Annotated in this window: 17 protein-coding genes and 4 pseudogenes; 19 read left to right on the top strand and 2 right to left on the bottom strand. The window is 38.4% G+C overall.

What is annotated here, in order from left to right; translation table 11 throughout:
* Positions 1 to 10 precede the first annotated feature (10 nt).
* The 10 genes and pseudogenes from E3C75_RS09160 to E3C75_RS09115 form a co-directional block, all read left to right on the top strand.
* Positions 11 to 208: pseudogene (locus tag E3C75_RS09160) on the top strand (YkgJ family cysteine cluster protein); the annotation flags it as partial.
* Position 209: 1 nt separating this feature from the next.
* Positions 210 to 389: pseudogene (locus E3C75_RS09155) on the top strand (ABC transporter permease); the annotation flags it as partial.
* Between the two features lie 10 nt (positions 390 to 399).
* Entirely contained in the window at positions 400 to 849 is a 450-nt protein-coding gene (locus E3C75_RS09150) for a cytidine deaminase family protein (RefSeq protein ID WP_111679642.1), read from the top strand.
* A 144-nt stretch (positions 850 to 993) separates the two neighbouring features.
* The gene (locus E3C75_RS09145) at positions 994 to 1,932 is read left to right on the top strand and encodes a bile acid:sodium symporter family protein (RefSeq protein WP_084830721.1); all 939 of its coding nucleotides are present in this window, start codon (positions 994 to 996) and stop codon (positions 1,930 to 1,932) included.
* Positions 1,933 to 2,084: 152 nt separating this feature from the next.
* Positions 2,085 to 2,294, top strand: a complete 210-nt coding sequence (locus E3C75_RS09140; protein WP_084830720.1) for a hypothetical protein — start codon at positions 2,085 to 2,087, stop codon at positions 2,292 to 2,294.
* Between the two features lie 10 nt (positions 2,295 to 2,304).
* Positions 2,305 to 2,484 carry a hypothetical protein gene (locus tag E3C75_RS09135; RefSeq protein ID WP_084830719.1) on the top strand — a complete coding sequence of 60 codons (180 nt, stop codon included), beginning with the start codon at positions 2,305 to 2,307 and terminating at the stop codon, positions 2,482 to 2,484.
* On the top strand, positions 2,477 to 3,358 hold the full coding sequence (locus tag E3C75_RS09130; RefSeq protein ID WP_084830718.1) for an ABC transporter ATP-binding protein: 882 nt from the start codon (positions 2,477 to 2,479) through the stop codon (positions 3,356 to 3,358). Before E3C75_RS09135 ends, E3C75_RS09130 begins: the two co-directional genes overlap by 8 nt.
* Positions 3,355 to 4,092, top strand: a complete 738-nt coding sequence (locus E3C75_RS09125; RefSeq protein ID WP_084830717.1) for an ABC transporter permease — start codon at positions 3,355 to 3,357, stop codon at positions 4,090 to 4,092. Before E3C75_RS09130 ends, E3C75_RS09125 begins: the two co-directional genes overlap by 4 nt.
* On the top strand, positions 4,085 to 5,179 hold the full coding sequence (locus E3C75_RS09120; protein WP_111679641.1) for a sensor histidine kinase: 1,095 nt from the start codon (positions 4,085 to 4,087) through the stop codon (positions 5,177 to 5,179). The genes E3C75_RS09125 and E3C75_RS09120 overlap by 8 nt, the downstream gene beginning before the upstream one ends.
* Positions 5,176 to 5,778, top strand: a complete 603-nt coding sequence (locus E3C75_RS09115) for a response regulator transcription factor (RefSeq protein WP_084830715.1) — start codon at positions 5,176 to 5,178, stop codon at positions 5,776 to 5,778. Before E3C75_RS09120 ends, E3C75_RS09115 begins: the two co-directional genes overlap by 4 nt.
* Positions 5,779 to 5,851: 73 nt before the next feature.
* Here E3C75_RS09115 and E3C75_RS09110 read toward each other — a convergent pair.
* Positions 5,852 to 6,203: pseudogene (locus E3C75_RS09110) on the bottom strand (serine dehydratase beta chain); the annotation flags it as partial.
* 484 nt (positions 6,204 to 6,687) lie between these two features.
* On the opposite strand from E3C75_RS09110, the gene E3C75_RS09105 reads away from it, so the two are divergent.
* The 7 genes from E3C75_RS09105 to E3C75_RS09075 are packed head-to-tail and all read left to right on the top strand — an operon-like array spanning position 6,688 to position 13,988.
* Positions 6,688 to 8,322: a thiourocanate hydratase gene (locus E3C75_RS09105; protein WP_014727592.1), complete on the top strand. Its 1,635-nt coding sequence runs from the start codon at positions 6,688 to 6,690 to the stop codon at positions 8,320 to 8,322.
* A gap of 16 nt (positions 8,323 to 8,338) precedes the next feature.
* Positions 8,339 to 9,442 carry a thiohydantoin desulfurase gene (locus E3C75_RS09100; RefSeq protein WP_014608470.1) on the top strand — a complete coding sequence of 368 codons (1,104 nt, stop codon included), beginning with the start codon at positions 8,339 to 8,341 and terminating at the stop codon, positions 9,440 to 9,442.
* A gap of 22 nt (positions 9,443 to 9,464) precedes the next feature.
* Positions 9,465 to 10,976: an aromatic amino acid ammonia-lyase gene (locus E3C75_RS09095; protein ID WP_014727591.1), complete on the top strand. Its 1,512-nt coding sequence runs from the start codon at positions 9,465 to 9,467 to the stop codon at positions 10,974 to 10,976.
* Positions 10,977 to 11,019: 43 nt separating this feature from the next.
* Complete coding sequence (locus E3C75_RS09090) at positions 11,020 to 11,676, top strand: ABC transporter permease (protein WP_041829367.1); 657 nt, start codon at positions 11,020 to 11,022, stop codon at positions 11,674 to 11,676.
* The gene (locus tag E3C75_RS09085) at positions 11,673 to 12,590 is read left to right on the top strand and encodes a glycine betaine ABC transporter substrate-binding protein (protein WP_014727589.1); all 918 of its coding nucleotides are present in this window, start codon (positions 11,673 to 11,675) and stop codon (positions 12,588 to 12,590) included. The genes E3C75_RS09090 and E3C75_RS09085 overlap by 4 nt, the downstream gene beginning before the upstream one ends.
* A gap of 11 nt (positions 12,591 to 12,601) precedes the next feature.
* On the top strand, positions 12,602 to 13,357 hold the full coding sequence (locus E3C75_RS09080; protein WP_014727588.1) for an ABC transporter ATP-binding protein: 756 nt from the start codon (positions 12,602 to 12,604) through the stop codon (positions 13,355 to 13,357).
* 4 nt (positions 13,358 to 13,361) lie between these two features.
* Positions 13,362 to 13,988, top strand: a complete 627-nt coding sequence (locus E3C75_RS09075) for an ABC transporter permease (protein WP_111679640.1) — start codon at positions 13,362 to 13,364, stop codon at positions 13,986 to 13,988.
* A gap of 240 nt (positions 13,989 to 14,228) precedes the next feature.
* Here E3C75_RS09075 and E3C75_RS09070 read toward each other — a convergent pair whose 3' ends face one another.
* Positions 14,229 to 14,657 carry a biotin transporter BioY gene (locus E3C75_RS09070; protein WP_111679639.1) on the bottom strand — a complete coding sequence of 143 codons (429 nt, stop codon included), beginning with the start codon at positions 14,655 to 14,657 and terminating at the stop codon, positions 14,229 to 14,231.
* A gap of 299 nt (positions 14,658 to 14,956) precedes the next feature.
* Here E3C75_RS09070 and E3C75_RS09065 point away from each other — a divergent pair.
* Both E3C75_RS09065 and uvrC read left to right on the top strand, forming a co-directional pair.
* Positions 14,957 to 15,652: pseudogene (locus E3C75_RS09065) on the top strand (YjjG family noncanonical pyrimidine nucleotidase).
* Between the two features lie 59 nt (positions 15,653 to 15,711).
* The gene (uvrC, locus tag E3C75_RS09060; RefSeq protein WP_100262502.1) at positions 15,712 to 17,499 is read left to right on the top strand and encodes an excinuclease ABC subunit UvrC; all 1,788 of its coding nucleotides are present in this window, start codon (positions 15,712 to 15,714) and stop codon (positions 17,497 to 17,499) included.
* The last annotated feature ends 84 nt before the right edge of the window (positions 17,500 to 17,583 follow it).

Here is a 17,583-nt window from a genome sequence, read left to right as displayed (position 1 = left end):
GAGAAAACACATGTCACAGACTATTGATGTCAAACGTTATGAGGAATTGGCACGTCAAAAGCAAGGGGAGCACCGAAAGTTTCTAGCACAACTCAAGAAGAAGGCTCCTAAAAATTTAGATAAGATTGTTCAGCAGGTACACAATGAAGTCTTTCAAGAAATTGATTGTACCCAGTGTGCCAATTGTTGTAAGATGCTTGGTCCCGACAAAGTGGGTTCAGAGCATTTCTGAGTGGACGCCTGTTTATCATGTCAATGAGTTAGTTGTTAATTTTGCAAAGGACGGGACATTTTCATGGAAATCACTTTTGTTTATTTTGGCTTATAATGTAGTAGCAACAGGGCTTGCACTCTTTATCAAGTCTCATAGAGAAAGTGATCGAGGTTAAAGGAGAAATAATGGATATTTGGCAGAAAATGTATGAAAAAGCTCAAGCCTTGTATCAGCCACAGGAAGTCTCAGACTTTGTCTATGCTAGGCATGTTGTAGCTGCCGTGGAGGCTGAAGATGGACAAATTTTCACAGGCTTTTGTATGGAAGGGACTTGTGGTGTTTTCCATCTTTGTGCCGAAAGAGCTGCCCTTTTTAATATGTATCAAGAGACTAGTCAGACCAAAGTTAAGCGTATTATTGCCTTTCGAGACCAGCCACCTCACGGTGGACCGTCTGGTATGCCTTGTGGAGCCTGTCGAGAATTTTTAATGGAGCTCCATCCTGACAATCGTAACTTAGAGTTTATGGTTGACTACGAAACACGTCAAACCATCACTCTGGGGGAATTGTTACCACTGTGGTGGGGAGAAGAACGGGCTCAGCAGTTTGAAGAGAAGTCGAAAGACAAGGTTTAAAGTTTATAGAAATCTCTAAGCTCTCGCCATTCAAGTGCGAGGGTTTATTCTTTTTGAAATAAATTTCAGAAAATTCCAAACATATCTTGAAATTCAAAATGAAAGTGCTATACTATATCATGAAAATAGAAAGAAGGTTACACTATGGATTCACTTGTATCTTTTAGTAAATGGCTCAGCAAATGGTTTACTGCAGCTGTTATTCTCTGGGCTGTCTTTAACTACGCCTTTCCAGCAACAAGTAGTTGGGTCATTCCCAATACGGCCTACTTGCTTGGTTTGATTCTCTTTGGTATGGGGCTTACCTTGACCACTGAGGATTTCAAGCGTATTGCTAAGCGTCCAATTCCTGTTATCCTTGGGACTGTTGCCCACTATGTCATCATGCCTGGTTTGGCTTGGTTGCTTTGTATAATTTTCCATCTTAAGGGTGCGACAGCGGCAGGTGTTATCCTAGTTGGGTCTTGTCCGAGTGGAACTTCATCTAGTGTCATGGCCTTTCTTTCAGGTGGGGATGTCGCCTTAGATGTTTCTATCGAAACCCTTTCAACCCTTTTGGCACCACTCATGATTCCAACGCTCTTGTCCTTTTTGGCTGATCAGTATGTCAGTGTGCCTGCACAGAACCTTTTTCTTAGTACCTTGCGTATCGTTGTTGTTCCTATCATCTTGGGTGTGGTTATCCACTCTATTTTTGGTAAGAAAATCGATGCCATCATTAAGATTATGCCTTTGATTTCACAGGTTGCCATCCTCTTGATTGTTGGGGCAGTGGTTTCTGCCAACCATGCCAATATTTTCACAGCAGCGACAGCTCTTGTCATTCCGGTTGTCATACTCCACAATCTTTGTGGTTATGTCCTTGGTTTTGGATTTTCAAAACTCCTTGGTTTGGAAGAACCTCAACAAAAAGCCATTACCTTCGAAGTGGGTATGCAAGACTCAAGCTTGGGGGCAACGCTTGCCATGAAATATTTCGTGCCACAAGCTGCTATCCCATCAACTATCTTTAGCATTTGGCACAATATCTCAGGTTCTATCCTCTCATCATGGTGGAAGAACCATTCAAAAAAGAGTCATTAAGATAAATGAAAAGCTGAGCTTAGGTTGGCTTTTTTTTACGTCACATGACAAATGTCATATCATGTCATGACATTTGGTGCTAAAAAGAGAGTGACCAAAAAGATATACTTTAGTCATAACTCAGAAATAATAAAAACGAAAGAGGTCATCTCATGAAAATCAAAACATCTTACCTTATCTACGCTGTTATCGCAACTGTTTTTGCTGGACTTAGCATGTTTACTGATATCTTTGAAAAAGGCAACTTTGAAGCTATTTTCTCAAATCTTGGCATGATTATTGGCTTATCTATCTCAGCCTACATTCTCATATCGATGGCTAAAAGTTTTATCGATCTAGTCATAAATGATTTGAAAAACTAGGAGGCCCAGCATGAAACTATTGAAAATACTGAGCATCATGCTCCTAGCAACAACTTGGACCATCCTCTTTGCTTATGTCCTATTTCATGGCAGCAGTGATATTCTCTATAGTGTTATGGGTGTGTCTGTTGCAGATTGTTATGTTTTTTTAGCTTTTTTTCAAAAGAAAGGAAATCACACACATGAGTGAAGCAATCCTTCAAGTCACAAATCTTGTCAAAAAGATTAAGGGAAAAACGATTTTAGACCATATTAGCTTTGAGGTGGGACATGGCGACTGTCTTGCTTTAATTGGGCCAAATGGTGCTGGTAAAACGACCTTAATGTCCTGCATTCTTGGTGATAAGAAAGCCAGTAGCAGTCAAGTCTTTATCAAGGGTAAAAAGGGTAAAGCACAAGATCAAATTGCTGTTCTCCTTCAAGAAAATACCATTCCCTCTCAATTAAAAGTCAAGGAACTGCTTACTTTTTTCCAAGATATTTCTGAAAATGGGTTATCTAAAGTAGAGATTCAAGCACTTTTACAATTCAAAGACGACCAGTATCAGCAGTTTGCGAACAAACTCTCAGGGGGACAAAAACGTCTTCTTGCCTTTGTCCTCTGTCTAATTGGCAAGCCTGACATTCTCTTTTTAGATGAGCCGACAGCAGGGATGGACACTACGACACGCCAACGTTTCTGGGAAATCATCAATGATCTGAAAAAGTCAGGTGTGACCATCCTCTATTCGTCACACTATATCGAAGAAGTCGAGCACACAGCGGACCGTATTTTGGTCCTTCATCAGGGGAAACTCATCAGGGATACTACGCCACACGCTATGCGTAGCGAAGAAAAGGAAAAACAAGTCACTTTAGCAAGTCGCTTTGCGCCAAGTCTTGACAAACTGGCAGCCATTTATGATGTGACTGAAAAACGCGATGTTGTAACCTTTATGACTAAAGATATTGAAAGTGTATGGAGTAGTTTACAAGCTCAAGGCTGTCGCATTTCTGACATTGAAATTCAAAACAAGACACTTTTAGATAGCCTATTTGATAGCACAAGGGAGGACAAGTCATGAAAGCACTACTTAAAATCGAATGGATAAAAACATGGCGCAGTTGGCCCGTCTTTATCATGTCTATCGGAATGCCCGTCGGATTTTTCCTCTTGTATTCAGGTATGGAAATGAGTCCTGACCCAGAGTCACAAAAAGCCTTTATCTTGTCTTATATGTTGACGATGACAGGATTCTCTATGTCCAGCTTTGGTTTCTTTACCTTTCCCTACATGCTTAGAGAGGATCAAACGGAGCATTGGTTAACCTACATCGAACATTCAAAAATCAGTATTCAGGCCTACTATCTCTCTAAAATCTTCCGAGTTCTTATGAACTTTATGGTTGCTATCATCGTAACTTTCTGTGTAGGAGCTTTTGTGCGTGATGTTAAGATGCCATTATCACATTGGCTCGGTTCAGGTGCTCTTTTACTCTTGTCAAGTCTAGTCTTCCTATCCTTTGGCTTACTCCTAGCCCAAATTAAGTCTCAACAAATCATGGCTATCGTCGGAAATATCGTCTTTCTTGGACTTGCTATTATCGGTGGTTCTTGGATGCCAGTTACCATGTTTCCAAAATGGGTTCAGCACATTTCGGAGTGGACACCCATCTATCATATTAATCAGTTGGTAGTCAATTTCTCAAAAAAAGGGGAATTTTCATGGAAATCACTCATTTTTATCTTGGTCATTGCTACAATAACTACAGGCTTAGCCCTTTTTATCAAATCGTACAGAGAAAGTGACCATGTTTAGAACATACCAGAAAAATGATTTTGCTTATTTTGTTAGTCTGATTTTCCTTGTCTTCCCGATCTTAGGAGTTTTTGGTGGGTATTTTCCAGTTTGGACCCTAGTTTTGACGGGCCTGTTTACCACCGCTTATCTCCTTATAGTGTATTTGAAAAAAGCTTATAGCAAGTGGATTCCATTTCTGTGGTTTTACACTCTAGCTTACATTATCTTTATGTCCATTTCCTTCCAAGGTGGCATGATGTGGTTTGTTTTTTTCAATGTTAATCTTCTCGTTTGGCGCTTTGAGGATAGAATATCTTCTTATCGATTCTTATCCTTTATAGCGACACTCTTGATTTTGACGTCATCATCCTTCCTACTGACAGACGATTTGAGTACCCATCTCATGTCTATGGCTATTACCCTCTTTTCTTTGGGAATGTACTATTTTCAAAACCGTATGCGTCAGGAGAGAAAGATGGAAGAAGCCCTTGCGGAGCAGAATCGGACCATTAATATCCTGTCAGCTGAAAATGAACGCAATCGTATCGGTCGTGATTTGCACGATACCTTAGGGCATACCTTTGCCATGATGAGTCTTAAAACCGAGTTGGCTCTAAAACAGATGGACAAGGAGCAGTATGAAGCTGCTAGAAAGAATCTGGAAGAATTGAACCAGATCAGCCGAGACTCCATGTACGAGGTGCGTGAGATTGTCAATAAGCTCAAGTACCGAACGGTGGCCGAGGAGCTACTGGAACTTGAGCGGCTCTTTGACCTATCTGATATCGTCCTGACCGTGGATAGTAGCCTTGATTTAGACAGCCTGTCACCCGTTAGCCAGTCGACCTTGTCCATGGTGCTTCGTGAACTGGCCAATAATGTCATCAAACATAGCCAGGCCGATAGCTGTCAGATTCGTCTAAGACGTGATCATGGTATTGTACTTGAGATTGAGGATGATGGTTGTGGCTTTGAGGAAGTCACAGGACAAGAGCTACACAGTATCAGAGAGCGTCTCAGTTTGGTAGATGGAGACTTGGAAATTCTGTCTCAATCGCATCCAACCATTATTCGTGTACATTTGAAAGAGGGAGGAAAAGCATGAAATTATTAGTCGCCGAAGACCAGTCAATGTTGAGGGATGCCCTCTGCCAACTCCTCATGTTGGAAGACGATGTCGAAGATGTCCATGCGGCCAGTGATGGTCAAGAAGCCATTGCTCTCTTGAAAAAAGAAGAGGTCGACGTAGCAATTTTAGACATTGAAATGCCAGTTAAGACAGGTCTTGATGTCCTAGAGTGGATCCGTGCCAACCAAAGAGAAACGAAGGTCGTTATTGTGACCACCTTCAAACGTAAAGGCTATTTTAAACGAGCCCTTGCAGCCCAGGTGGATGCTTATGTGCTCAAAGAGCGTTCCATCAGTGACCTTATGGCGACCATCCATACCGTCCTAGCAGGTCAAAAGGAGTACTCGCCAGAGCTAGTTGAAGGTGTCGCCTTTGACAATAATCCACTTAGCCAACGTGAACAAGAAGTCTTGGTCATGGTTGCCGAAGGTTCAACTAACCAAGAAATCGCAGAAAGCCTCTTCCTCTCAAATGGAACAGTTCGAAATTACATGACAGCCATCCTGACCAAACTCGATGCAGGCAACAGAACAGAAGCTGTCCGCATTGCCAAAGAAAAAGACTGGTTGGGATGAGGAGAAGTAGGTAAATTTTCTATCATTATGATTAAATTAAAAATTGAAATTAGATTAATTAGTAAGAGTGAAGTATTTTTTAGTGTAATACGAGTGGTGTTAGGATGCGGTACATTGCTGTCTTTGTTAATCTTCCAGTAGACCTTAATACCTTTTTCGTGTGCAATATCAAGCGCATGCGGAATATCAGGATCATCAGTTTCCATACCTAAAATACCAGCCACAAGAGCCACATCTGTCCCATGACCTCGATAGGTTTTTGCAAAGGAATTAAAAAGTTGAAATTCTACTTCAGTGGGTGCATCACCAAAGATTGCCGAAACAATTTTTCCGATACGAACAGCTCCTGCAGTATGGCTTGAGGAAGGCCCTACCATGACAGGACTGATGATGTCAAAAACGGATTGAAATTTTAAATTTTTCATAACACGCCTCGTTTGATTAATCTTGTATTTTCAGTATACCATGAATTAGAGAGATTCGCTGTTTAAGTAAAAATCTATTGAAACCATAAAAAAAATAACTTATTTTAAGGTTTCTTTAAGGTTCAATAGATATAATAATGTTCTATTAAGTAAGCAATACTTATTTTTCATAAATCAGAGAGGGCGGCCTGCGGGTCGTCCTTTTTTGGGTAGAAGAAGGCTATAGCAATTTCAACTAAGGCAGAAAAATCATATTAATTTTATACTAGGACTAAGATAATAAATCGTACCTCAATGATTGGACTTTTTTTCCAATTATTGAGGTATTTTTGTTTTCAATTGAGAAATATAAATCATGAATAATTTGAAACTTTTACAATCGGTCATAACTTTTATTTATGATGCGCCATAAAAAAATAGCTTATGCAAGACAATTGTTTGGTGATAACATAAAAAACATATTTAAAGAAAAGGAAGTACAGGGATGAAGATAAAAGCACAAAGAGGAAATCAACTAAGAACTAAGGGATGGCGTCAAGAAGCGCTTCTTAGGCTCTTGGAAAATGTTTTGGAAAATGCTGAAGATCCTGATAATCTTATCGTTTATGGTGCTCTAGGCAAAGCAGCAAGAGATTGGTCGTCGTATGAAGCTATTGTCGAAAGTTTAAAAACGATTGAGGAAGATGAATCCTTAATTATACAATCTGGGAAACCTATAGGCATTTTAAAAACACATCCAGATGCTCCCTTGGTTATAATGGCTAATTCTAATTTAGTTGGAAAGTGGGCGACTTCGGAAAATTTTTATGATTTGTATGATAAAAACTTAATTGCTTGGGGTGGATTGACTGCAGGAGATTGGCAGTATATTGGTTCACAAGGCGTCATACAGGGAACATATGAAATCTTTAAGTCTATTAGTCGTCTTTATTTCAGCGATGATTTGTCAGGGAGATTAATTCTTACTGCTGGTATGGGTGGAATGGGTGGTTCTCAACCTCTGGCAGCTAAAATGGCGGGTGCAAATATTATTGTTGTCGATGTTAATGAAGACAATATTGATAAGCGTTTATCAATTGGTTATGTTGATAAAAAGACTGATAGTTTAGATCAAGCATTGTCGTGGATAGATGATGCTAAAAGAAAAGGTGAAAATGTTTCTATTGCAGTTATCGGAAATGCAGCAACAGTCTATCAAGATATTTTAGATCGAGGAATCGTTCCTGATATTGTGAGTGATCAGACAGCAGCTCATGATCTTCTTTATGGCTATGTTCCAGAAAATTACTCTTTAGAAAAAGTGATACGAGTTCGTCAGTCAAATCCAAAGAAACTAGAATCTGATGCTGGTGCTTCAATTGCTAAAGAAGTCAGAGCAATTCTTTCTTTCCAAAATAAAGGTGCTAAAGTTTTTGATAATGGGAATAATATTCGTACACAGGCAAAAAGGTTCGGAGTTGAGAATGCCTTCGATATTCCTATTTTTACAGAAGCTTTCTTAAGACCTCTATTTGAAAGAGCCATAGGTCCTTTTCGTTGGATAGCCTTGTCAGGGAATCCAAAGGACATTCACATTATTGATGATTATCTTTTAGAGCACTTTTCAGATAATACCATTATCACAGATTGGATCAAATTAGCACGTAAGTATGTTCCTTTTCAAGGATTACCTGCTCGTATCGGATGGTTAGGCCATGAGGAAAGAACTCAATTAGCTTTAGCTGTTAATGATTTAGTAGCAGAAGGTGTTCTATCAGCACCAGTTGCCTTTACACGTGATCATTTGGATGCTGGAGCTATGGCACATCCTAATATTATGACTGAGAATTTAAAAGATGGTTCTGATGCCATTGCAGACTGGCCACTGTTAAATGCCATGTTAGCGGCATCGTCTAAAGCAGATTTGGTCGCTATCCATTCAGGTGGAGGAGGATACACCGGTTATATGCAGAGTGCTGGTATTACTGTTGTAGCTGATGGGACACATGAAGCTTCTGAACGTCTCCAGTTATCAATTACCAATGACACTAGCTTAGGTGTTCTTCGCTATGCGGATGCTGGCTATGAAGCATCTCTAGACGAGATTGAGCAAAAACGTATTAGACGTGTTCATTTATAAAGGAGTGAAGTTTTAAATGACGATAAAATATTTGACTAAGAACGATGTGTTAGCTGCTTGTATTGGAGGTTCCGTTTATGCGAGTGGTGGCGGTGGCTTTTATGAGCACGGACTTGAAATGGGAGAGGCAGCAGTTGCATTATCTCCAGTAGTCTTAAAAACTATTGATGAGTTTGAAGAGGATGATTTGATTATCACTCAAACAGCAATTGGAGCACCGGCTGGGACAACAGATTGGCAGATGTTGGGAAAAGATTATATTCGTGCGGTAGAATTACTCCTTGAGAAACATCCCCATCCTGAAAAAATCAAAGGTATATTAACACCTCAGAATGGAAAATCCAGTTCGACAAACGGTTGGCTATCAGCATCAGCATTGGGATTAGCTGTTGTTGACGCTACTGGTGATATCAGAGCCCATCCTACTGGAAAAATGGGAAATATGGGTGTAGCTAATGATACGACTTATGAAACTATTCAAGCTGTGTCAGGTGGACGTCGTGAAACAGGTCGCCATATTGAGTTATCCGTGCAAGGAACGGCAGCTTACACTTCGAAAATTCTTCGAATAGCTTCGGATTTATCAGGCGGTTTCATTGCTGCTGCCCGTCATCCTCTCACAGTATCTTATATCAAACAGAATGCTGTTATTGGAGGCTTATCTAAGGCTATTGAATTGGGATATTGCATACTAGAACATCAAAATGAAGATGGTTCATCGATTATTGATGCTATTGTTAAGCATACTCATGGAGAAATTTTAGCTAAAGGTAAGGTTATTGCCAAGGATATGACTTACACCGATGAAGCTTTTGATGTTGGTAAGGTAAAAATAAAAACTGAATCGGATAATGTAACGCTCCATGTTCAAAATGAATTTATGGCTGTAGATAGTCAAGCACTAGGACGTGTTGCTACTTATCCTGATGTTATTACTTTATTTAGGGCAAAAGATGCCAAGGCCTTGAGTACTGACGAGATTAGTATTGACGAAGAAGTTGTTGTTTTCAAAATTTCACATAAACATTTTCCGTTAAGTACTGGTGTGAAGGATCCTAGTGTCTACCCCGAAGTAGAGAATGTTTTAGGTATAGACTTGTATAGACATGCTTTCAAATAAGTTACGATTTAGGTGATAAGGTATGGAATTAACAGGATACGGATTGACCGTTGAATCAATTGAACGTGTAGTTAAGGGGGAAAAAGTGACAATAGCTCCTGAAGCTTATCATCGTCTCAAAGCTTCGAGGAAGGTCGTATTACAGGTTCTTGATAGTCAGCAACAGATTTATGGTCTTAATACTGGTGTTGGTAAAAATAAGGATAGAAAAATCCCGAAAGATAAAATTGAGGAATTTAATCGTCAGTTAATCTATGCCCACTGTGTTGGAATTGAACCAGAACTATCTATTGATAATGTTAGAGCAGCAATGTTGATACATCTTAACAATATGCTTAAAGGATACGCAGGTATCCAGGTTGCCATTCCAGAACGTTTAGTTGATTTTTTGAATTTAGGAGTTACTCCAGTTGTAAACGGCTTTGGTTCTGTTGGTGAGGGTGATATTGGTATTTTATCTTATATAGGTTTGGGATTAATGGGAGAAGGACTTGTTGATTATGAAGGTAATCGCTATGAGGCTAGAGAAGTTTTTAAGCGACTTCATCTTAAACCTATTCGTTTTTATGCTAAAGATGGATTAGCGGTAATTAGCTCAAATGCTGTTTCGTTTTCACGATTATCTTTATTGATTCCAAAAATTAAAAATCTTTTGTATTGGTTTGATCTGGCCTGTAGTTTATCTTTAGAAGCTTTAGGTGGAAATATAACACCTTTGGATGATTTGGTGGTTAAGGCGAAACATCACAATGGTCAAAACATAAGTAGTCAGCATTTTCAATCTGCCTTGAGGGACAGTTATTTATTAAATAATAAAACAAAAACGGTTCAAGATCCTCTCAGCTTTAGAAATGCCACACTGATTCATGGTGCCGCTTATGATAGTTTATCGTATGTTGAGGAGCAACTGTTACTTGAATTAGAGTCATCTGATGACAATCCAATGGTTGATATTGACAATCAACGTATTTTGTCAACACCACATTTTGAAACATTAAATGTTAGTTTGGCGATTGAAATGTTGAACGTTGCTTTGAGTCATGTTTCTAATGCTTCAATTCAACGTATGATTAAACTAGGTAATCCGGATTTTACAGGTTTGAGTCGTTTTTTAATTGCCGATGAGCACCAATATTTCGGATTACAAGCTTTGCAAAAGACGGCTGCTACCTTAGATGTTGAGATTCATCATGCTTGTCAAACTTTATCAAATATTTCCTATCCTTTGGCAGGAGAAATGGAAGATAGGCAAACCAACCTACCTTTAATTCTTCAAGAACTAGATGGAATTGTAAACAAACTTCACGAAATTTTGGCTATTGAGTTACTTTATGCTACTCAAGCCATATCTATACGTTTTCCAGAGGAAAGACCTTTAGGTTTATTAACTCATGAAGTATTCCAAATAATCTTTGAACGATACGGTACTTTACAAGACCATCATATGCTTTATCAGGTTATTAGAGGTATTTCAAAAGATATAGGAAAAATTTGTATACGAACTTTATTTACTAAAGATTACGTCTCAGCTTAGTAGATAAAGACGGGAATACAGTAATGAAAAGGAGATTAGGGTGATCATTCAACAAATACAACAGTATTTTATAGAACATGGTAAGGATTATGTCAAAATACTTGGAGATCATGTAGCGTTAAGTGGAGAGGCTTTGATGATTGCTTTAGTAATTGGTTTACCTTTGGGTTATCTTAGCTTCTCAAACCCTAAATTAAAACAGGTTGCTAGTTTTTGTACTCAGGGTTTGAGAGTTATTCCTAGTTTAGGTCTATTGTTTATTCTTATTCCTTTTATTGGTGTAGGCCGGTTACCTGCAATTATTGCTCTGGTTGTATTAGCAGTTCCTCCTATTTTATTAAACACTATTGTGGGGTTTAATGAGGTTCCACAGATATTAATTGAGACAGCTACTGGACTTGGAATGACAAAGTGGCAAACATTATATAAACTGGGGTTTCCCTTAGCAAGTCAACATATCTTAAATGGAATTAAACTCGCTTTAATTGAAGTAATTGCTAGTGCCACTCTTGCGACTTATATTGGTGCAGGTGGACTTGGTACAATCATTTTTACAGGTTTGGGTCTTTATCGCTATGATCTTCTGATAATTGGTGGTGGGTCGGTCGCTTTATTATCGTTTATAAGTATGATTCTTTTTGACTTACTAATCAGTCGTTTGCCTATTGAAAAACACAAGAAAAGGAGTTATAAAATATGAAGCGTAAAAAATTATTTTTAGGAATTTTACTAGCTATTATTATTGGTGTTGTGACGGGTTTTGTTTTTGTAGGAAAACATTCCCATAATGTAAATAGTTCTAAGACGAATGCCACAATACGAATAGGATCTAAAGATTTTACTGAAAATCTAGTTGTAGCTGAAATTTATGCCTTAGCTTTAGAAGATAATGGCTATAAAGTTCAGAGAGTTTCTAACATTTCTAGTTCTTTGATTCATCGTTCATTGATAAATAAAGAGATTGATTTGTATCCAGAATATACGGGAACTGGCTTACTCTCAATCTTAAAAGAACCGATGGAAACAGACTCTCAAAAAGTATATGAAACCGTCAAAAAAGACTATGAGAAAAAGTTCAAGGTAACTTGGTTGAAATATGCTTCAGCAAATGATGGTCAAGGGTTAGTCATTCGAACGGATATTGCAAATCAGCTGGGAATTAAGACAATTTCAGACTTACAAAAACATGCCTCTGAGTTGAATTTTGCTTCTCAAGGTGAATTTGATCAGAGAGAGGACGGTATTCCTGGATTAGCTAAAACTTATGGAGATTTTTCATGGAAGTCTTCCAAGGTTTATGACAATAGCTTGAAATACACCGTTTTAGACAATAAAGAAGCTGATGTCACTCCGGCATATACAACTGAAGGTCAATTGGTTAATACAGATAATTATCTTCTTTTAAAAGACGACAAAAATTTTTGGCCCCCTTATAATTTGGCTCCTATAGTTCGAGATGATGTGTTGAAGTCTAATCCGAAAATAGAAAGTACGTTGAACAAAATTTCTGAAAAATTGGATACAGCGACTGTGACTAAACTTAACGCTAAAGTAGATGTAGAGGGTCAAAACTATCAAAGAGTAGCACAAGAATTTTATAAAACAATCAAATAGAGAGAAAATGTATGACAGAAATAATAAAATTTGATCATGTGACAAAGCGTTACGGTGATAAGATTGTTATTGATAATCTTAATTTTTCGATAAAAACAGGAGAATTTATTACCATCTTAGGTACATCTGGATCTGGAAAAACGACTACTTTAAAAATGATAAATCGTCTCATAGAACCCAGCTCAGGAGCTGTAATATTTGATGGTAGCCAAATTGATCAGCTAGATGAAATTACGTTACGACGTCGTATAGGTTATGTTGTTCAACAGATTGGACTTTTTCCTCATCAGACAGTTGAAGAAAACATCGCTACTGTTCCAAAATTACTTAATTGGGACAAAAAAACAATAAAGGCGCGTGTGTCAGAGTTATTATCATTAATCAAGCTACCTTATGATCAATATGCTAAGAGATATCCTAATGAATTATCTGGTGGTCAGCAGCAACGTGTTGGAGTAGCACGAGCTTTGGCTGCAGATCCCAGTGTGACGCTTTTTGACGAACCTTTTGGGGCTATCGATGCCATTACAAGAAGTGAATTACAAGAAGAACTGTTGACGATTCATAAAACATACCCAAATAAAACCTTTGTTTTTATCACTCATGATATTTACGAAGCATTTAAATTGGGAACTCGAGTTATGATTATGGACGAAGGAAAAATTGCGCAATTTGATACACCAGAAGCCATTTTAAAGAAACCTGCAAATGATTTTGTTAAGCGACTACTTGATACAGCCAAAAACCAAGAAAGCTTATGGGGGTAGGAATATGTTTGATGTTTTTAGAAATTCTTATGATGAATTTCTTAGTGCTTTACTAGAACATATTGAGATAAGTTTTATTGCGATAGTTACTGCAATTGTATTAGCAATTTTTGTTACAATATTTCTTAACTTTTATAAAGAATTTAGTCATGTTACTATTTATCTTTTTTCTTTAATGTATGCCATTCCTTCATTTGCTTTATTTGCTCTCTTGATACCTATTACGGGATTAGGTCAAACAACAGCTATCATTGTCTTAGTTATTTATGCTCAATATATTTTAGTTCGAACTTTTTTGTCAGGACTATCACAAGTTGATAAACATGTTATTGAAGCAGCAAAGGCTATGGGGATGACTAAGTGGCAGATTTTGTTAAAGATTCAATTTCCTTTAGCTCAAAAGTCATTTTTCGCTGGTTTAAGATTGGCTTCAACTGCCATTATTGCAATCGCTACAATTGGAGCAACGATTAATGCAGGCGGTCTCGGAGTCATACTCTTTGATGGGCTACGTACGATGAATCTTACAAAACTTTTATGGGGAATTATCTTAAATGTAGGTCTAAGCTTATTGACAAACTTAATAATTTGTCTTGTTGAAGAGTTGTTCCAAAAGGAATATTCTGTTTAGATATTTAACACTATTGGTGTTTTAGCTTATTAACGTTAGTAATTTCAATAAATACATCTTTATTTATTCGTTTGTTGACATGTTAAGACTTCTTCAACAATTACTTAGTAGTAGCAATGTATAAAATTTTTGGAATGATTAACTAAAGAAAAATGAGCAAAAATGGACAAGAAAAAACCACCCAACCTGAACCGTTTCTTTACGAAATACCTTCAGACTGAGTGGTGTTTTTAGCTATTTTTAAATTTTAAAGTAAGACTGAGATTGAAGTGCTTTTAGTAACAAGAGACTAAATAGTGTTGTTAAGGTAATTTTGATGAAGTCTGGTAGTACAAATGGTAGGACTACCAATTTTAGAGTAGTTAGGATAAGAGAGTGAGTGAAAATTATAAAGCCAATGGCACCTCCGATGAAAATGACCACTTCACCTAAAAAGTTTGCGATGAAAATTTGTATTAGGCTTTTCTTACGATTTGCGATCAGTGATGTGACTAATGCTCTTAGTGGGAAGAAAAGTAAAAATCCACCAGTTTGTCCAATAAAGGTGTGAAGACCATCATTGCCACCAGAGAAAACTGGTAGATCAATTTCTCCTAATAAAAGGTAAAGTAAAACGGAAAGAGTTGCTTCTTTAGGGCGATAAGTGTAGCAATTAAGCCGATTACCAATGTTTGAAGTGTGATAGGAAATAGGTCCTAAAGCAATCTGAAATGGCGATAGAGCTACGATTAAGGCAGCACCTAGTGCAATTAAGATTATGGAACAGGTTTTGTTTATTTATGTTAACCTCCTATATGTTTTACGTTAACTTTTTTATGAAAAGTCACCTCTGATGTCAATATTTTCATTGATAATGTGGTGGTAGGCAGGTAATCACCTTGTAGTCTTAATGGTTGGTCAGCTGAATGTCAACGATTGTGGGATTGTTGTATAATCAACTCAGAATGAATTCTGAAAGAATATTACTCTTGCCATACAAATTCCTACTTTTCGACCTCGACCACACTCTCCTAGATTTTGACCGTGCTGAAGATTTGGCCTTAACTTTCCTACTAGAAGAGGCTGGTGTGGCTTCCCAAGAGATTCAGGTTTATAAAGACTACTATATTCCCATGAATCGTGCCATGTGGGGAAGACCTCAACCATGGTTTGCTTACAAATCCTGAATTACTTCGTACGCGCTTTTCACGTCTCTTTGAGCACTTTGGAAAAGAAGTAGATGGTAGTCACTTAGCTGGCCGTTACCAACATTTTTTGAGTCAACAGGGGCAGGAACTTCCTCAAGATTATGCTTTTTAGCGGATGTCAAAGATCGTGGTCATAAGATTTATGCAGCAACTAATGGAGTTGGTTTTATCCAACATTTCCGCCTGCAGGCTTCAAGTATCTTACCTTTCTTCGACTATATTTTCATCTCTGATGAGGTGGGTGCCCACAAACCATCTACAGACTTTTTTGTTAAAATTACCAATCAGGTCCATGATTTTCATCCAAGCTCAGCTTTCATAATTGGTGATAGTCTAACTGCTGATATCCAAGGTGGTAATAATGCAGGCATTGATAGTGTCTGGTTCAATCCAAGGAACCTAGTCAATAAGACTCCAGCTGTTCCAACCTATCAAGTCAAAAACTATGAGGAAATCCTGAAAATTTTGTCTAAGTAGAGCTATGATAGCCATGATTTCGAAGAGCTTTTCTGCTCTTTTTTTGTTACAATGAGGGCATGAACGATCTGATTAAACATAAGTTGGAATTGCTCCCAAACAACCCGGGATGTTATCTCCATAAGGACAAATTTGGCAATATTATCTATGTCGGTAAGGCTAAAAATCTAAAAAATCGTGTGCGTAGCTATTTTCGTGGAAGTCATGATACCAAGACGGAGCTTCTGGTATCCGAGATTGCAGACTTTGAATTTATCGTTACCGAGTCTAATATCGAGGCCTTGCTTTTGGAAATTAACCTCATCCAAGAGAATATGCCCAAATTCAACATCCGCCTCAAGGATGGCAAGTCTTATCCATTTATCAAGATTACTAAGGAACTCTATCCAAGGCTCTTGATTACCCGCCAGGTTAAGAAGGATGGTGGTCTCTATTTTGGTCCTTACCCAGACTCTGGTGCAGCCAATGAAATCAAGAAGCTGTTGGACCGTATTTTCCCCTTTAAGAAATGTAAAAATCCTGCTAACAAGGTCTGTTTCTATTACCATATTGGCCAATGTAATGCCCACACCATCTGTCACACCACTGAGGACTATTGGCAAGGTTTGGTTGAGGATGTCAAGAATTTTCTAAACGGTTATGATGATAAAATCGTTAACCAGCTTAAGGCCAAGATGAAGGACATGTCTGATCAGATGGAGTTTGAGCGTGCAGCGGAGTATCGCGATTTGATTGAGGCGGTATCGACACTGAGGACCAAGCAAAGGGTTATCCGTCAGGACATGCAGGACCGTGATATCTTCGGTTACTACGTGGACAAGGGTTGGATGTGTGTTCAAGTTTTCTTTGTTCGCCAAGGGAAACTCATCCAGCGTGATGTCAATATGTTCCCTTACTATAATGATGCTGAGGAAGATTTTCTGACCTATATGGGTCAATTTTACCTGGATAGTCGTCATCTTAAGCCTAGGGAAATTTTTATTCCTGGAGACATTGATCAAGAGTCTGTCGAAGCTCTGGTCGGAGATGAAGTCAAGATTTTTAAACCGCAAAGAGGCGAGAAAAAGCAGTTGGTTAATCTGGCAACGAAAAATGCCCGTGTCAGCCTGACTCAAAAATTTGATCTTCTTGAAAAAGATATAGCCAAGACCCAAGGAGCCATTGAAAATCTAGGCAAACTCATGGGAATTCCGACACCGGTTCGCATCGAGTCCTTCGATAACTCTAACATCATGGGAACGAGCCCTGTATCTGCCATGGTCGTTTTTGAGAACGGCAAACCTAATAAAAAAGAGTACCGCAAATACAAGATTAAGACGGTTGAAGGGCCTGACGATTATGCCAGCATGCGTGAGGTCATTCGTCGCCGTTATAGTCGTGTCAAACGTGATGGTCTAACCCCACCAGACCTCATTATCATGGATGGTGGTCAAGGTCAGGTCAATGTCGCTAAGGACGTGCTTCGTAATGAGCTGAATCTATCTATCCCGGTTGCAGGTCTTCAGAAAAATGACAAGCACCAAACCAATGAATTGCTCTTTGGAGATCCCTTGCGAGTCATTGATTTGCCACGTCAATCCGAGGAATTTTTCCTCCTTCACCGTATTCAGGATGAAGTACACCGCTTTGCCATCACCTTCCATCGACAAGTCCGTAGTAAGAATAGTTTCAGTTCCAAACTTGATGGCGTGGAGGGGTTGGGACCTAAACGCAAACAAAAACTCCTCAAAAACTTCAAATCAATGACGGCTATCCAACAAGCCAGTGTCGAAGACATCCAAGCTCTTGGAATTCCTGAAAAAGTAGCTCAAGCTTTATTAGATAAGTTGAGCCAAGATAGTCATTAAAGAAAATTTAAATTAATTAAGTCATTTTTTGTTATAATAAGATTATTTAAAAAGGGAAAGGAGTCATGCTATCAAAAACGAAGC

Source organism: Streptococcus thermophilus (genome assembly GCF_010120595.1).
In the GTDB taxonomy this organism is placed as follows: Bacteria; Bacillota; Bacilli; order Lactobacillales; family Streptococcaceae; genus Streptococcus; species Streptococcus thermophilus.
This window is presented reverse-complemented; position numbering and strand designations above follow the sequence as displayed.

Coding starts and splice junctions, on each gene's coding strand:
- E3C75_RS09105 (WP_014727592.1), top strand. CDS start 6,688: ATGAAGATAAAAGCACAAAGAGGAAATCAACTAAGAACTAAGGGATGG.
- E3C75_RS09080 (WP_014727588.1), top strand. CDS start 12,602: ATGACAGAAATAATAAAATTTGATCATGTGACAAAGCGTTACGGTGAT.
- E3C75_RS09120 (WP_111679641.1), top strand. CDS start 4,085: ATGTTTAGAACATACCAGAAAAATGATTTTGCTTATTTTGTTAGTCTG.
- E3C75_RS09150 (WP_111679642.1), top strand. CDS start 400: ATGGATATTTGGCAGAAAATGTATGAAAAAGCTCAAGCCTTGTATCAG.
- E3C75_RS09075 (WP_111679640.1), top strand. CDS start 13,362: ATGTTTGATGTTTTTAGAAATTCTTATGATGAATTTCTTAGTGCTTTA.
- E3C75_RS09130 (WP_084830718.1), top strand. CDS start 2,477: ATGAGTGAAGCAATCCTTCAAGTCACAAATCTTGTCAAAAAGATTAAG.
- E3C75_RS09095 (WP_014727591.1), top strand. CDS start 9,465: ATGGAATTAACAGGATACGGATTGACCGTTGAATCAATTGAACGTGTA.
- E3C75_RS09140 (WP_084830720.1), top strand. CDS start 2,085: ATGAAAATCAAAACATCTTACCTTATCTACGCTGTTATCGCAACTGTT.
- E3C75_RS09145 (WP_084830721.1), top strand. CDS start 994: ATGGATTCACTTGTATCTTTTAGTAAATGGCTCAGCAAATGGTTTACT.
- E3C75_RS09100 (WP_014608470.1), top strand. CDS start 8,339: ATGACGATAAAATATTTGACTAAGAACGATGTGTTAGCTGCTTGTATT.
- E3C75_RS09115 (WP_084830715.1), top strand. CDS start 5,176: ATGAAATTATTAGTCGCCGAAGACCAGTCAATGTTGAGGGATGCCCTC.
- E3C75_RS09085 (WP_014727589.1), top strand. CDS start 11,673: ATGAAGCGTAAAAAATTATTTTTAGGAATTTTACTAGCTATTATTATT.
- uvrC (WP_100262502.1), top strand. CDS start 15,712: ATGAACGATCTGATTAAACATAAGTTGGAATTGCTCCCAAACAACCCG.
- E3C75_RS09125 (WP_084830717.1), top strand. CDS start 3,355: ATGAAAGCACTACTTAAAATCGAATGGATAAAAACATGGCGCAGTTGG.
- E3C75_RS09135 (WP_084830719.1), top strand. CDS start 2,305: ATGAAACTATTGAAAATACTGAGCATCATGCTCCTAGCAACAACTTGG.